Below are 14,881 nucleotides of genomic sequence, written 5' to 3'. Positions count from 1 at the left end.
TATCAGATTACTAAGCGCAACCCTTAGATTACTGTGATTGCTTGACTTGTAAAATGAATGGCCTCATCGCTCAATTGATAACGTTTTAAATAAGCAACAAGACTCGAAAAGGTCGCAGTCTGAATTTGTCGTGGGTGATCAGCTGTACTGACTTCATCTAACAGCAGTGCGCCAAACATCAATTTCAATGGATTTGTCTTAATAACCTGTGGCTTAAAATACGCAAGGGCGTTTTGTTTCAGTTTGCTCGACTCAGTCGTGTGATAAATTGCCGCATTAAGCATATCTAAAGTGAATTCTGTGCAATTTTGAAATTGATTATTAAATGGATTAGCAATGACTGAATAATTCGGGTTATGTAACTTTCGATGTTGGCCGCTGGCGACTAACTCAATTAATTGCTGCTGCAATTGTGGCGTTGGGATTAAAATACCCGCTTTTAATTGCTGCGCTCCCCAAAAGAAATCAACCGGGTAATCAATTACAAGCTCACTTTGCGCACTATTTTCTGCTTGTTGATATAAATTATGAATGGCATAACCTTGCTCGACCGCGCCATCAGCGAGTGTGATATCAGAGTAAATAGCCACCGCGGTATGTGTATAGGATACACCTTTTGGTAATGAACTTGCTGGGCGCCCAACTCGGGCAATGATAAATGCTCGCGCACCCTGTTTTGCAGCATAATATTCTACATCTTTTGCAAATGCGCTTATTTGCTCAGCTGAAAAATGAGCGCTTTGCTTAGCTGTGCTGCCTGCAAATACTGCCGGCGATATTAAGATCGCCAGCAGTATTACCCATTTAGAAACAAAGTCATTAAGCTTCATTAGGTGATGTGTCCTTGTTAATCAACATCTGTTTATTGGGTGGTAAATCAGCCGTAAGCGCTTTGTCAGTAATTACCAAAGGTTTTTTGCTCACTGTCGCATCTAAGACTCGCTGAGCACCAGCAACACTGGCACTCCCAACAGCCATAGCGGATCCGCCCACTACGATGACAGGGACGGCAACCGCAACACTTGCTACTTTACCAACCGATTGCGCGCCTTTACTCACGGCCAATGCTAAGTGTTTACTTGCTTTAGCACTGTGGGTCATCGCCTCTGATGAAAACACATTCCCTGACAATAAAACATTTGTTAATACCATGATTGAAATAACTTTTTTCATAATGAATCCTTAATTGTTTAAAGCGTCATTACAATAAATGATTCCGATGTTATGTAAATCACGTCAGACTTTGTTTACTTAACAGAAACTTAAAGTATAGTAATTCAATACTTTAAGTTTCTGTTAAACCTATGAGTCAAATCAAACACGTTAATCAAACACTAAAACGCTTGCTTAAGCAGCATCAGCTTACTTATAAAGATGTCGCACAAGCCTTAAACATGAGTGAAGCCAATATTAAGCGTATTTTTGCCACGCAAAGTTTTACGTTAGAGCGATTAGAGGAAATTTGTCAGCTCATTCACATCAATTTATCTGACTTGTTTTTACTTGCTGAAAAACAAACCGAGCAACTCACGCAATTAACCTTAGAGCAAGAGCAAGAACTAATTGACGATCCTAAGCTATTTTTGGTCGCGGTGTGCGTGCGTGATGGCTGGCAATTTGATGAAATTATTCGCCAATATCAAATCAGTCAGCATGAGTGCATTCAATTGCTTGCCAAGCTTGATAAATTAAAAATGATCGATTTATTGCCAAACAATCATTATAAACTGCGTATTGCACAAGATTTTCGTTGGATCCCTAGCGGCCCGTTAGCCAAGTTTATGGAACGCGAAGTGATCAGCACATTTATGGCCGATAAGTTTGATCAGCCTAATTGTTTTCGTTTTTATTTACGCGGGAGTTACTCTTCAAGTTCACTCGCCATTATTGAACGTAAGCTCAACCAATTAACGAAAGAAGTGGCATTACTCAATCAAGAAGATGCACAGTTGCCTTTAGCAAAACGCCAACATGTTGGTTTACTCATGGCAATGCGACCTTGGCAAATCTCTTTTTTTGAGCAATTAAAGCGAACTCAACCCGATTAAACACAGGATGTTATTGATATGAAACACACCATAAAATGCATGCTTACTGCATTGACTCTGTTACTCGCAGCCAATGTGCATGCCGAGCAAGACCCTTATAATTGTCTAACGATAAACCAAGACTTTAACCATATTATCCAAGCTAAAAAACATGGTTTATATCGAGAAGCGATGCAGTCGAGTTCAGCGCAGTACCAGTTTGATCAGACCCTCGCATTTAGTGAATACCTCAATATAAGCAAAGCACTCATCGAAGCGCGCAACCCTCACGCACAACGACCGTGCCCCATTTCTACCGCGGTGACTCAGGTGCAGCAGCGCGTCCCCCATGCTCAAGTGGTCAGTGACCTCATAGCTCCTTTTGAACTGCGCCAGCCAAATAACCATAAAGCCATTTTACTTATTCATGGCCTGACCGATTCACCCTATTTATTTCATGATTTAGCGGGGTATTTTTATCAACAAGGCTTTAATGTTCGGACCATTTTATTACCCGGACATGGTACTGCCCCAGCAGATTTAGCCAACATCAAGATGACGCAGTGGCAACAAAGCGCACGTTATGCCATTGAGCGAACGATTGCTGATTTTGAGCAAGTCTATTTAGGTGGCTTTTCGACTGGAGGCGCGCTGATTTTTGATCATTTGATGCACCAAGCTCAGGTGAGCGATAAGATTAAAGGGCTATTAATGTGGTCTCCCGCCTCACAAGCCAAAAGTGAACAAGCGTGGTTAGCCAAATACATCGCTGCCATTCCATTTGTGACATGGCTCGATAAAGACGCCGATGTGGATTTTGCCAAGTATGAATCGTTTTCATTTAATGCCGGGGCGCAAGTCTATAGCCTAATGAATCGCATCGAGGAAAAGCAATTTAACACCCTCAACCGTCATGATATCCCACTATTGCTGATTGCAAGTGAAGTCGATCAAACCATCGAGACACGTGCCAGTTTAAAATTAGCCAAATTTTGGTATCAAAATCCTGACCGACGCAGCCAAAAACAAGATAAAGTGATTTATTATGGACAACGCGACAAAGCGCAGCCGCTACTTGATACACAGCAAGCCTTAGTGATCCCAAGTTGTAAGCAAACATCACTGTGCGCGCAAGTCAAAGAGATAGCCCATACATCTCCAACCAACAGCCCAAGTAATCCTCATTATGGCGTGGATGGCGTGTATCGTAACTGTGGTCATTACTTAAGCAAACCAGATTTATACCAAGCATGTAAAACACAAGAGCAGGTGAATGTCGGTGAAACAACCGCTGATAATATTCAGGCTTTTAGTCCAATCAAACGCCTGACATTTAACCCTTACTACCCACACATGCTGGCCAGTATTGGTGAATTCATTCAATAACAAAAAAAACAGGGCGCGAACATGTCGCGCCCTATTTGATTAATCTGAACTCTGGAGCATACACCTCTGAACCTGTGCTCAGCTTAATCAGCTAAAACGAATTACAAATCGAAGTCTTGACGGAATTTAATACCAAACTCACTGCGGTCATTACTGCGCATCACGCCAACAAAACCACTTTGCTGTAATCGACCTTGGTCATACACTTCATTCAAGACATTTTCACCATAAAGTGTCACTTCCCAATCACCTTCAGGTGCTTGATACGACACATTAAAGCCTACCAATTCACGGGAATCGATCGTCTCAGATGCGTTATAAACAGATTGCCCTTGAATCTCACTGCGGTAAGAGTAATTAGCGTTCATCGCAACGGTGGCACCATTACTTAAATCAACAAAGTAAGAAGGCGCAACCATCACAGTCCATTTCGGTGTCAACGCAGGTGTATCGCCTTTACCAATACCAATTACGCCCTCATCAACATGGGTAATTTCAGCATCAAGGTAACCAATCGCACTGCGGATACTAAAGTCAGGTGTGACCGCAATGGTCGTTTCAAGCTCAAAGCCCATCGCTTCTGATTCACCCGCATTTTCAACGATAGTTACAAATCCACCACCCGCGGTTGGATCTGAAAATGGTAAAGCCAAATCAGTGTAATCTGTTTTGAAAACAGCTAGTAACATCGATACATTATCAAGAACTTGGCCTTTTAAGCCCATTTCGTAGTTAATTGCATGGGTTTCATCAAATGATACAAACTGTGCTGGCCCACCAAACGGACGCGGAGGGAACCCACCTGTTTGATAGCCCTTTTGTACTTGCCCGTACACATTCATATCATTGTCTAATTTATACGATGCATTGATATCCCAGGTAACAGCATCAAACTTGGCACTTTCAAACTTTCGTTCTGCAAAAGAAGGGAATTGAGCATCTGCTTTTTTCTCATCTTGAGAGTAACGCAAACCGCCGCCAACAGTCAGACGATCGCTCACATCATAACTGGTATTAAAATACAGCGCGTATGAGTCAGTCACTTGATTGATATCAAAGTAACCATAATCACCAAACGACGGAGTGACTCCATCATTGAGTAAACCATTGGGCGTATTCCAAGGGCTAAACACAAAAGGTCCAGAGCGGGTGTAACCATCTTCGTTGAAGTAATAAAGTCCAGAAACAAAGTCCATATTTTCATACGTGGCATTCACTTGAATTTCAAATGAGTATTGATCTGCACCGCCTTCTTCTGGAAACTCTGACAGATTCAATGCTGAGGCATCATCATCCAAACCACCTTCATATTCAGAACTTCTAAAGCTGCTGATAAATTTTGCGGTATATACATCATTCACTTGCCAATCAGCAGTTAAAGCAGTGCCCCAACCTGAATAACCCGTCGATTCAATCCCTGCGACTGTCGTTGCCAAATCATCTGGATTACTTGGGATCATATCCGGCGTCAACAATGGGAAATCACCGTTAAATGGATTGCTTCCATCAAGTGGTTCAGTAAATTCAATCGTATAAGGTGATTGACCAGCTTCATTATCAACAGCATCGGCTGTAAATGTGAAACTCAGCGCATTATTCACCGTGAATTTAGCGGCAATACGACCACTGAGCTCTTCTTCTTCACCGATTTCTTTTTCAGGATTTGCAAGGTTGATTGCTTTACCCACACCATCACGTTTTTTATACGAACCACTGGCAGAAAAACTAACGCTCTCACTCACTTCGCTATTTAAATAAACATCACCCGCAACACGCCCACGGCTTCCCGCTTTGGCGTTAACAGTCACGATATTATCGCTACCAGGCTGCTTAGTAATTATATTCACAGCGCCACCTAAGGTGTTGCGACCATACAAGGTACCTTGAGGGCCACGTAATACTTCAACACGCTCGACGTTTGGTAATGATAAGTTTGCGCCCATTTGGCGACCTAGATACACACCATCTAAATAAACCCCAACACCTGGATCGGTGGTAATAATATGATCTTGCAAACCAATACCACGAATAAAGACCGAAGCATGAGCAGCATTACCTACGCCATAACGAGTAATATTCAGATTAGGAACATATTTTCCTATATCATCAAGGTTGCTCATATTGGCACTATCAATTAAACCCGCACCAATTGATGAAATCGCCGTAGGTGATTCAAACAGACTTTCAGTGCGTTTACGCGCTGTCACTTCTATTTTCTCAAAACTGTTTTTATCAGCAGTGCTTGCTTCGGTTGTCTCTGCAACTGCATGACCAGATAAACTTAAGCAAACAGCAAGATTTAGAACGGATAATTTTGCAGTAAAACGATGTTGTGATTTCAAACTCTTCTCCAAAGGATTGCGTCTGTGAGGGGGAGGTTGACTGTGTGGATAAAACACCCTACCAGTAAAACCTAGACATAAAAAAAGACGCTGCTTAGCAACATCTCTCCTCTGGAAGGATAATATAACGCATTGCAAGTATTTTATGAAAACAAAAATCAGTAATTATTTCACTAAACTCAACAGTAACATAAAAAGTCCTTACTTAAGTGAGGTTTCACCCGCGCAAAACATGCAGCACTTGCTCAATCAGTACCGAGAATAAAACCACGTACTCGCTTCATTCATGCAATCAATCCTTCAACATAAAAACCATCAATAGAGCCTTTATACTAGGGGTTGTTGATCTTTCGTGGTTTAATTTTGTTCGAGATAAAAGCGTTTTTATCACGGCGAGCAGTGTGTAGCCTAGTCATTCTAAGCAAATACTGCTCAACAAAGAGAAATACGCTTTTAGCCGAACCCTTCGGGCAGCGTTTGTTGGGTATTTCTACTGCGTTATCGCTTTTTCGTGTAGCTCGCTACACCACAAAAGCGCTGCCTTGTATAAATACCCAACAATTCGCTGCAAAAATCATCACGAAAGATCAACAACCCCTAAACCAAATAAAAACTATTAAATTCAATCACTCAAATACTTTATTTTTACTATAAAAATAATTCATTATTGTGCTGATTTATTTGCTTTCCATTTTTATTTTTTTTTGTCATATTTCTCCTCCTAAATCATATTTTTGATGCAAAAAACACCAATTAGCTTCTACATTAAGCTAGCATCAACATTTACAGGAGCTATGCCATGTTTCACTCTTTATTCAAAACGGGAGCCGTGTTTGTTGCGTTATCGGCCTGTTTATCACTCAGCAATGCGGTTGTTGCCAATGAGCAACAGACTCTGCACCTTTACAATTGGTCTGATTACATTGCGCCTGATACAGTAGCGAATTTTGAAAAAGAAACTGGCATTAAGGTCACTTATGATGTGTATGATTCTAATGAAATTTTAGAAACAAAGCTGTTTGCAGGAAACAGCGGCTATGATTTAGTGTTTCCAACCTCACGCCCATTTGCCGGACGCCATATTAAAGCCGGTATTTATCAACCTCTTGATAAATCACTGCTAACCAATTTAGCCAATATCGACCCGATTATTTTAAATTCATTAGTTGACTTAGATACCAATAATACCCACTTGGTCCCGTATTTATGGGGCACGACAGGAGTGGGGATTAATGTGAAAAAAGTCAGAGAAATTTTAGGCAATGACATGCCACTCGATACGTGGCAACTGCTTTTCAACCCTGAAATAGTGTCTAAATTAGCAAGTTGTGGGGTCTCTTTGATGGACGACCCAACCGAAGTGTTCACGGCAGTGCGAATTTTTAACGGCAATGATCCATCTGATTTTAGTAAAAAAGCCACCGAGCGTGCGGCCGAGACGATCAAAGCAATTCGCCCACATATTAAATATTTCCATAGCTCTCAGTACATCAATGACTTAGCAAATGGTGATAGTTGTGTGGCTCATGGTTACTCAGGCGATGTATTACAAGCAAAAGCACGTGCAGAAGAAGCAAACAATGGCGTTGAAATTATTTATTTAGCCCCAGCAGAAGGCGCTGTTGTCTGGACTGATGTAATGGCAATTCCCAAAGACGCTAAAAATGTTGCGGCAGCTCATCAATTTATTAACTTTATGATGCGCCCGAAAGAAATCGCACAAGTGACTAACTATGTTTCTTATGCCAATGCAAACAACCAAGCTGACTCATTTGTGGATCCAAAAATCACAGCCGATCCTGGGATTTATCCGCCGAAAGCGACACTTGAAAAGTTAGTGATCTTACATAGCCCGTCAGACAAAGAGAGCCGTACTCTTAATCGTCTATGGACACGCCTAAAAACCAACATGTAATTTTTCGGTTAATTATCTACACTCATTTATTTCGGCGCTCAGCGCCGAAACATTTTATTTTTTCATAAAGGTACGCATGCCAATGACTCAAACTGAGCCTGTTGACGTCCCCATCGTTCAAATACAAAACCTAACTAAAAATTTTGGCGCCACTTACGCGGTTGATAACATTAACCTTGAGATCCACCAAGGGGAATTTTTCTCGTTATTAGGTGCCTCAGGATGTGGAAAAACCACTCTACTGCGTATGCTTGCAGGCTTTGAAACCCCAAGCAGCGGCCGGATTATCATCGATGGCCAAGATGTGACGGATTTACCGCCCTACGAGCGCCCAGTGAACATGATGTTTCAATCGTACGCCTTATTTCCTCACATGACAGTGGCTGACAATATTGCTTATGGATTAAAACAAGAAAAAATGTCTCGCCAAGCCCGTAAAGAGCGAGTCAATGAAATGATGGCCTTGGTGCAAATTAGCAAATTTGCCAACCGTAAACCCGATCAACTCTCAGGCGGGCAACGCCAACGGGTCGCTTTGGCTCGCTCATTAGCAAAACACCCTAAAATATTATTGCTCGATGAGCCCCTTGGTGCGCTAGATAAAAAACTGCGTGAAGAAACACAATTTGAATTAGTGAATATTCAAGAACGTCTTAAAACGACCTTTATTGTTGTCACTCATGATCAAGAAGAAGCCATGACCATGTCGACACGTATTGCACTGATGCACGAAGGACGCATTGAGCAACTCGATACACCACGACGTATGTATGAATTTCCATCTTCTGTGTATGCGGCTAAATTTATCGGCTTAGCCAATATCACGCACGGTGTGGTGATCTCACAAGAAGAAGACATAGTGACCATTCACAGTGATGATTTAGGCACTGAGATTCAGGTTAGTCATGGCCAACCTCTTGTAGCTGGCATGGAAGTCAGTGTGGTTGTCAGACCTGAGAAAATTAAAGTACACCAAGGTGAAACCGACTCGCCCAATGCAGTGACGGGTGTAATTAAAGAAATTGCGTACTTGGGGGATGTCTCGATTTACCATGCGCAGCTCGAGAGCGGCAAACGAATCAAATTTACGCAATCGAACATTCAACCTCTCGCTGAGCAACCGTTTACTTGGGATCAAACTGTCTCGCTAAATTGGTCTCCATACAGCTGTGGGATTTTAACGCAATGATGCCTCAGTTAAGACTCAAGCTGCGTAGTCAAACAATCATTACCGCTATTCCGACGTTTTGGCTAACGTTGTTTTTTGTGCTGCCCTTTTTGTTTGTGCTTAAAATTAGCTTATCGGAAGCAGCCTTAGCCCAACCGCCTTATCTTGACTTAGTTCGAGATGTCGAAGATGGCTTAGTGACCCTTAAAATTAACTTTGCCAACTACCTGTTATTACTTGAAGACTCACTGTATTTCAGCGCTTTGCTCGGCTCACTAAAAGTCGCTTTTATTTCGACAATATTATGTATTTTAGTTGGCTTTCCAATGGCGTATGCTATTGCCACAGCCGACAAAAAGTGGCGTATGCCGTTAATGATGCTGATTATCTTACCTTTTTGGACCTCATTTTTAATTCGTGTGTATGCATGGATTGGGATTTTAAAAAGCAATGGTGTCATCAATAACACTTTAATCTCGCTAGGCATTATTGACCAACCACTGGAGATACTTCATACCCCTACTGCTGTTTATATCGGCATTGTGTATAGCTATTTGCCGTTTTTTATACTGCCACTGTATGCAACCTTAGTGAAACTCGACCGTTCATTACTTGAAGCCGCAGCGGATCTGGGCGCCAAACCCATCACGCAGTTTTTCACTATTACTTTACCGCAATCTGTGCCAGGCATTTTAGCCGGCTCTATGTTGGTCTTTATTCCTGTTATGGGCGAATTTGTTATTCCTGACTTACTGGGCGGGCCTGATACATTAATGCTCGGCAAGCTGATGTGGATTGAATTTTTCAATAATAAAGATTGGCCAGTTGCCTCGGCTTTAACCACGGTATTACTGATTGCACTGATTATTCCATTCATTTTTATGCAAAATTATGAACGCAAAGTGGTGGACGATATTTAAATGAAAAAAACAAAATTACTCTCGATTATCGTGCTGTTAATTGGTTTTGCATTTTTATATGCACCGATTTTTAGCCTGATTATTTATTCATTTAACGAAAGCCGTTTAGTGACGGTTTGGGCTGGGTTTAGTACCAAATGGTACGTCGAGTTATTAAATAACGAACCTTTACTGAGCGCTGCTTGGCTGAGTATTAAAATTGCGTTTTTTAATGCTTGGCTCGCGGTCGTGCTTGGCACATTCGCTGCGATTGCCTTAGTGCGTTTTCCTAAATCAAAACGAAAACAAACCCTTGAAGTTATGACCACAGCGCCATTAGTGATGCCCGAAATTATTATCGGCTTATCAATGTTACTGCTCTTTGTGGCACTCAAAGATATGTTTGGCTGGCCAGAAAATCGCGGCATGTTAACCATAGTCTTAGCACACAGTACGTTTTCGATGGCCTATGTCACTGTCATTGTGCGAAGCCGTCTGAAAAATATGGATCGCTCTTTTGAAGAAGCGGCATTGGACTTAGGTGCAAAACCCCTTAAGGTCTTTTTTACCATTACACTGCCACTCATAGCTCCCGCCCTTGCTGCTGGCTGGTTATTGGCATTCACCTTATCGATGGACGATTTAGTGGTGGCTAATTTTGTTTCAGGCCCAGGTGCAACCACGTTACCTATGGTGGTGTATTCCAGTGTTCGCTTAGGTGTCAGCCCACAAATCAACGCTTTAGCGACGATTATAATTGCTGTCGTGAGTTTTGCCGTTTTAGTATCTGGCATCATTATGTATAAAAAAGAACAAGCTCAACTCAAGCGCCACATTTAATCTCTTCACGCCCAGTGCCACCACTGGGCAATCTGCGCACCTAAATGGCACGTTTGCAAAAGACCGTCATTCGTCGTCGCCCAAACTTAATTAACAAATAACCTCCCTTATTATCCTCTTCTTTACTTGAAATTGAGTTATGAGTCAAAGCTGGTAAACTCAATTTTTTTCTTGTTGAAACAACTATATGTACCCAACCTGCAACAGCATACAGTTCGTACTTGTAGGCATGCAATAATGGCTAAGTTTTCACTCTATTTAGCCAATAGCATGGTGATCTGCTTGTTACTCGGTGCATGGTTCAATCTGATCCCACATCTGATCACAACCTTATATTTATTTTTAAGCGGGGTGACGTTTATCGTTTATTGGCTTGATAAACATAAAGCCAAAAATGGTGATTGGCGCACACCAGAAAGCACCTTACATCTTTTTGCTCTTTGTGGAGGGTGGCCAGGTGCGATTTGGGCGCAGCAACTTCTTCGTCACAAATCAACTAAACGTCCATTTCGCAATGTGTTTTGGTTAACCGTGATCGGGAATCTAGCCTTATTAACGTGTTTATTTTCGTCGTTTTTGCAGCCTATTTTACGCGGGCTTGAAAAGCTGAACTTATCGTAACGCTCAGTGTTGCAATCATAAAGGTGGGAATAAAAATCACCATAGCACCATTGAGTCTATACTCAATCCATCACCCTTTTACGAGGGCAGTTGATCTTTCGTGATTTTTTGCAGCAAATGGTTGGGCATTTATACAAAGCAGCGTGTTTGAGGTGTAACTGACTACATGAAAAAACGCTAACGTAGTAAAAATTCCCCACAAATGTGGCGCAAAGGATTTAACTAACAGCACTTTTAAATAGAAAACAATTCAACCATGAACATTTTACCCCCCTAAGCGATAGTAATTAAAATTATGAGTTTTTGGTCAACAAAACGCACATTATATTTACTACTCGGTGTCACCGTACTGAGCATGACTTGCTTTATGTATGCTCTTTACGCCAAGCACACACACATGTTAACCATACTCTCAGCCACGAAAAATACAGAAGCATTGACTCACTCTTTACTCTTGCTTCGTCGTCACGAAAAAGACTTCATGTTGCGCCACAAAAAACATTATCTTTCTGAACACCAAACCATAGTGAAGGAGATGCAAAGCACTATTTCTCAATTAAAAGCGCAGTTAGCAGAACTTGATGTCACCTACACCAAGCTCAATACTATTTTGAATTCAATACAAGAGTACCAAGTAGCTTTTGCGCATTTCGCTCAACTTCATCAGCAAAAATACACCCTCATGCAGGATATCGAAGCACAGTCTGCACTTATCTCAAACGCATTAGCTGACGCACCTTTATCCTTGATTATTTTCCACACTCTCAGTCAGGAAATTCATCAAGCGTTGCTGCTGCCACGTTTTGATGCAAAAGAAAATGTCACTCATTTTGAGCATAAAAAAGCCGCGTTAATTGCTATTTTGACACCTGCTCAACATCGCCTTTTTGAGCAATATGAAACCCTAATTTATCAATTGTTTACTCTTGAAGTAAAACTCGGCAGTAATGAAAACAAAGGCGCAGAAGGGCAACTCAGAACAAGCGTTCATTTCAGTGAACAACAAATTACCCAGTTATCACTATCGGTTCGCCAAGAAACCGAGACTCAACTGCGCCAATCTGGATATGTCATGCTGCTCAGCCTGACCATCATGCACTGCATTCTCATCTCCTTATTAGTGTTTTTAATAACAAGACAGCAGCCAAAAACCTAGCAGCACATATAAAAACTCGTTATCACTGTTGATTGTTCACACATGTATCGTTTAGTGCGGCTTGCCCTTGTTTCAACACTACTTGCGATAAAGCTTTGAATGCCCCTCGTAGTAACGACCAGCGATGCCAATACAAGGTTCGAGTTAATGTTTTGTCGGGTAATAAGTTAATCAGTTTCCCCTGTGCGAGCTCTGTTTGAATTTGTAATTGCGGGATCAAACAATAAGCTAATCCTTGAGTCGCAAATGCGACAAACGCTTCAGACGAACGCACCGTATGACAAGGGTACCCTCCGCCTTTGAGGCCAAAATGTTGCTCTATATAGTTAATATGCATATCGTCTTTTTGATCAAACGCCACAGCGGGGGCATGTTTTAAACTGTCTGAATCAATCCCATTTGAGAAATAACGACGTTGAAACGGCTTAGATGCTACGAGGATATATGTCATGTCTCCTAATTTATCCACGCTGCATCCTGACAGTGCCTTTTCAACTGTGCTAATCGCAGCAAATGCTTCGCCTTTTTTGACAAAATTCAATGTTCTATTTTCATCAGCAATTAAAAAATTAACTGATAAATTATAGTCATGGCTAATTTCTCCAATCGCACTAATCAACCAAGTCGCCAAACTATCTGCGTTACTCGCCAAGTTGACTTGAATATTCTCACTGGCTCCTTGTGCATTGATTTGCGGCATGATTGCTTGTTCTAATTGCGAAACTTGCTGGTAATGGGCCAGTAACTTCATTCCTAAAGGCGTCGGTTCTATGGGCTGGGAACGAATCAGCACGGGCTGACCCAATGTTTGCTCTAGTAGCTTGATTCGCTGAGAGACTGCGGACTGAGTTAGACATAATTCCACCGCCGCTTTTTCAAAACTTTGTTGGGCAATAACCACATTCAAAGCATGCAGTAATTTATAATCAAACATATACACCACATAAATAAATTTAATTAACTATTATAATAATTAATTTTATTTATAAAGAAAGCCGAGATACATTGCTCTGCCATCTATCTGGAGCACACTATGTTGACCACTTCTTTATTCATCCCTCTTTTTCAGGGGCTTTTTCTCGGCGCAAGCATGATCTTGCCTTTGGGAGCGCAGAACTCACATATTCTTCGCCAAGGTTTGATGAGAAACCATCATTTTAGTGCAGCAACCATTTGCATGCTTTGTGATGTAATGCTGATTGGCATCGGTGTATTTGGCGGGGCGGCGCTGTTAGCCACATCTCCAGTTTTATTAACATTGATAACGTGGGCTGGGATTGTTTTTTTATTGGTTTATGGGGGGTTATCATGTCGCAGTGCTTGGCAAAATAATTACCAACACTCACAAGCAAACAATCAAGGCTCGCTCACTCAAACTCGCTTTCTTGTGATCAGCACCACCCTTGCAGTGACACTGCTTAATCCGCATGTTTATCTCGATACCGTGGTTATTTTAGGCAGTGTCGGTGGGCAATTTGATGGTACAGAAAAAATAGCCTTTGCATTTGGCACTATGTTGGCATCAATTATTTGGTTTTATAGTTTAGCTGCGGCAGCTGCCAAACTCTCTCCTTGGTTAAGTCAGCCTAAAATACGCCAAATTATTGATATATTAGTGGCAATCGTCATGTTCCTCATTGCCCTGTCGTTATTCAAAACACTCTATTAAGCTGATTATTTATCAAGTCGGCTGGTGTATGCGCTGACCTCAAGTATAACAGGTAGCTCATACACTAGGTCGCGTGTTAATTTGCAGTTGTGTTTATTCGCTATACGCTTTGATAAATCGGTCTACACAATCTTCTAAATACGCTTGCGTCGGCACATCATTGGCTTTTACAACACCCAGTGCATGGCGCATTTTCCAGTCCCCTTGCACCATACCTAGCAACTGAAACGTAGCAAATTGCGGATTATCAACACGCAGCAATTTTTTTTCATCTAACTCAGCCAGACAAGCTTCTATTTGCTCGAGTACAATACGCGGGGCCGCTTCAAAAAAAAGCGCTCCCAACTCGGGATAATCTTCTTTATGAACAACGCAGATATCAAACACCCGCAGCGCTTCGGGCGAAAATACCAGCCCAACAAAACTGGTTACTATCCGCAGTAAATTTTGCGACACTGTTTGCTCACTGCGATACATTTCTTTACGCAGATTTGAAGATGAGCAATGCGCGGTAATCGTTTCAACAAATAAGTTATTTTTATCTTGAAAGTGACTGTAAACCGTTTGCTTTGACACCCCAGCTAATTTCGCCACTTGATCCATGCTGGTATGAATAAATCCTTTTTCCATAAACAACGTCGTAGCTGCCACAATAATTTGTTGCCGCTTTTGCTCTGAACGGCTCAAAGTAGTTATTTCCATCATCACCCCAAATCAAACTAGACAGTCTAGTTTGATTGATTTATATTCACTAAAACTAGACTTGAGAGTCTAGTTTTAGCTTACACTTTGTCAACAGCGCAAATTAAACACTGTTTTACACCATAAAAACAACCTTAACCTTGCTTGAGTTGACCA

General features: G+C 41.5%; 14 protein-coding genes. 9 read left to right on the top strand and 5 right to left on the bottom strand.

Going from position 1 to position 14,881, the window contains the following annotated elements; genetic code table 11:
- Positions 1-23 precede the first annotated feature (23 nt).
- Entirely contained in the window at positions 24-830 is an 807-nt protein-coding gene (locus tag PULV_RS13430) for a DUF2145 domain-containing protein (protein ID WP_193331978.1), read from the bottom strand.
- Positions 820-1,173, bottom strand: a complete 354-nt coding sequence (locus PULV_RS13425; protein WP_193331977.1) for a hypothetical protein — start codon at positions 1,171-1,173, stop codon at positions 820-822. The genes PULV_RS13430 and PULV_RS13425 overlap by 11 nt, the downstream gene beginning before the upstream one ends.
- A 131-nt stretch (positions 1,174-1,304) precedes the next feature.
- Here PULV_RS13425 and PULV_RS13420 point away from each other — a divergent pair, with 131 nt between their 5' ends.
- Both PULV_RS13420 and PULV_RS13415 read left to right on the top strand, forming a co-directional pair.
- On the top strand, positions 1,305-2,048 hold the full coding sequence (locus tag PULV_RS13420; protein WP_193331976.1) for a helix-turn-helix domain-containing protein: 744 nt from the start codon (positions 1,305-1,307) through the stop codon (positions 2,046-2,048).
- 18 nt (positions 2,049-2,066) lie between these two features.
- Positions 2,067-3,413: an alpha/beta hydrolase gene (locus PULV_RS13415; RefSeq protein WP_193331975.1), complete on the top strand. Its 1,347-nt coding sequence runs from the start codon at positions 2,067-2,069 to the stop codon at positions 3,411-3,413.
- A 101-nt stretch (positions 3,414-3,514) separates the two neighbouring features.
- Here PULV_RS13415 and PULV_RS13410 read toward each other — a convergent pair whose 3' ends face one another.
- Positions 3,515-5,755, bottom strand: coding sequence for a TonB-dependent receptor (locus PULV_RS13410; protein WP_086744705.1), 2,241 nt, complete (start codon positions 5,753-5,755; stop codon positions 3,515-3,517).
- Between the two features lie 799 nt (positions 5,756-6,554).
- Here PULV_RS13410 and PULV_RS13405 point away from each other — a divergent pair.
- The 6 genes from PULV_RS13405 (at position 6,555) to PULV_RS13380 (ending at position 12,354) form a co-directional block, all read left to right on the top strand.
- Complete coding sequence (locus PULV_RS13405) at positions 6,555-7,670, top strand: polyamine ABC transporter substrate-binding protein (protein ID WP_193331974.1); 1,116 nt, start codon at positions 6,555-6,557, stop codon at positions 7,668-7,670.
- Positions 7,671-7,746: 76 nt separating this feature from the next.
- On the top strand, positions 7,747-8,859 hold the full coding sequence (locus PULV_RS13400; protein ID WP_405127492.1) for an ABC transporter ATP-binding protein: 1,113 nt from the start codon (positions 7,747-7,749) through the stop codon (positions 8,857-8,859).
- Entirely contained in the window at positions 8,856-9,758 is a 903-nt protein-coding gene (locus PULV_RS13395) for an ABC transporter permease subunit (RefSeq protein ID WP_140372855.1), read from the top strand. The genes PULV_RS13400 and PULV_RS13395 overlap by 4 nt, the downstream gene beginning before the upstream one ends.
- Complete coding sequence (locus PULV_RS13390) at positions 9,759-10,577, top strand: ABC transporter permease subunit (protein ID WP_086744707.1); 819 nt, start codon at positions 9,759-9,761, stop codon at positions 10,575-10,577.
- Between the two features lie 237 nt (positions 10,578-10,814).
- On the top strand, positions 10,815-11,198 hold the full coding sequence (locus tag PULV_RS13385; protein ID WP_227009406.1) for a DUF1294 domain-containing protein: 384 nt from the start codon (positions 10,815-10,817) through the stop codon (positions 11,196-11,198).
- Positions 11,199-11,493: 295 nt separating this feature from the next.
- A complete protein-coding gene (locus PULV_RS13380; RefSeq protein WP_193331973.1) occupies positions 11,494-12,354 on the top strand; it encodes a hypothetical protein in 861 nt (286 codons plus the stop codon).
- 22 nt (positions 12,355-12,376) lie between these two features.
- Here the strand turns inward: PULV_RS13380 and PULV_RS13375 are convergent, their stop codons facing one another.
- A complete protein-coding gene (locus tag PULV_RS13375) occupies positions 12,377-13,288 on the bottom strand; it encodes a LysR family transcriptional regulator ArgP (protein ID WP_217895807.1) in 912 nt (303 codons plus the stop codon).
- A gap of 99 nt (positions 13,289-13,387) precedes the next feature.
- Here PULV_RS13375 and PULV_RS13370 point away from each other — a divergent pair, with 99 nt between their 5' ends.
- Complete coding sequence (locus PULV_RS13370) at positions 13,388-14,023, top strand: LysE/ArgO family amino acid transporter (RefSeq protein ID WP_193331972.1); 636 nt, start codon at positions 13,388-13,390, stop codon at positions 14,021-14,023.
- A gap of 93 nt (positions 14,024-14,116) precedes the next feature.
- Here PULV_RS13370 and PULV_RS13365 read toward each other — a convergent pair whose 3' ends face one another.
- Positions 14,117-14,725, bottom strand: coding sequence for a TetR/AcrR family transcriptional regulator (locus PULV_RS13365; RefSeq protein ID WP_193331971.1), 609 nt, complete (start codon positions 14,723-14,725; stop codon positions 14,117-14,119).
- Between the last annotated feature and the right edge of the window lie 156 nt (positions 14,726-14,881).

Origin of the sequence: Pseudoalteromonas ulvae UL12, assembly GCF_014925405.1 — a bacterium.
Classification (GTDB): domain Bacteria; phylum Pseudomonadota; class Gammaproteobacteria; order Enterobacterales; family Alteromonadaceae; genus Pseudoalteromonas; species Pseudoalteromonas ulvae.
This window is presented reverse-complemented; position numbering and strand designations above follow the sequence as displayed.

Coding starts and splice junctions, on each gene's coding strand:
- PULV_RS13430 (WP_193331978.1), bottom strand. CDS start 830: ATGAAGCTTAATGACTTTGTTTCTAAATGGGTAATACTGCTGGCGATC.
- PULV_RS13425 (WP_193331977.1), bottom strand. CDS start 1,173: ATGAAAAAAGTTATTTCAATCATGGTATTAACAAATGTTTTATTGTCA.
- PULV_RS13420 (WP_193331976.1), top strand. CDS start 1,305: ATGAGTCAAATCAAACACGTTAATCAAACACTAAAACGCTTGCTTAAG.
- PULV_RS13415 (WP_193331975.1), top strand. CDS start 2,067: ATGAAACACACCATAAAATGCATGCTTACTGCATTGACTCTGTTACTC.
- PULV_RS13405 (WP_193331974.1), top strand. CDS start 6,555: ATGTTTCACTCTTTATTCAAAACGGGAGCCGTGTTTGTTGCGTTATCG.
- PULV_RS13400 (WP_405127492.1), top strand. CDS start 7,747: ATGCCAATGACTCAAACTGAGCCTGTTGACGTCCCCATCGTTCAAATA.
- PULV_RS13395 (WP_140372855.1), top strand. CDS start 8,856: ATGATGCCTCAGTTAAGACTCAAGCTGCGTAGTCAAACAATCATTACC.
- PULV_RS13390 (WP_086744707.1), top strand. CDS start 9,759: ATGAAAAAAACAAAATTACTCTCGATTATCGTGCTGTTAATTGGTTTT.
- PULV_RS13385 (WP_227009406.1), top strand. CDS start 10,815: ATGGCTAAGTTTTCACTCTATTTAGCCAATAGCATGGTGATCTGCTTG.
- PULV_RS13380 (WP_193331973.1), top strand. CDS start 11,494: ATGAGTTTTTGGTCAACAAAACGCACATTATATTTACTACTCGGTGTC.
- PULV_RS13375 (WP_217895807.1), bottom strand. CDS start 13,288: ATGTTTGATTATAAATTACTGCATGCTTTGAATGTGGTTATTGCCCAA.
- PULV_RS13370 (WP_193331972.1), top strand. CDS start 13,388: ATGTTGACCACTTCTTTATTCATCCCTCTTTTTCAGGGGCTTTTTCTC.
- PULV_RS13365 (WP_193331971.1), bottom strand. CDS start 14,725: ATGGAAATAACTACTTTGAGCCGTTCAGAGCAAAAGCGGCAACAAATT.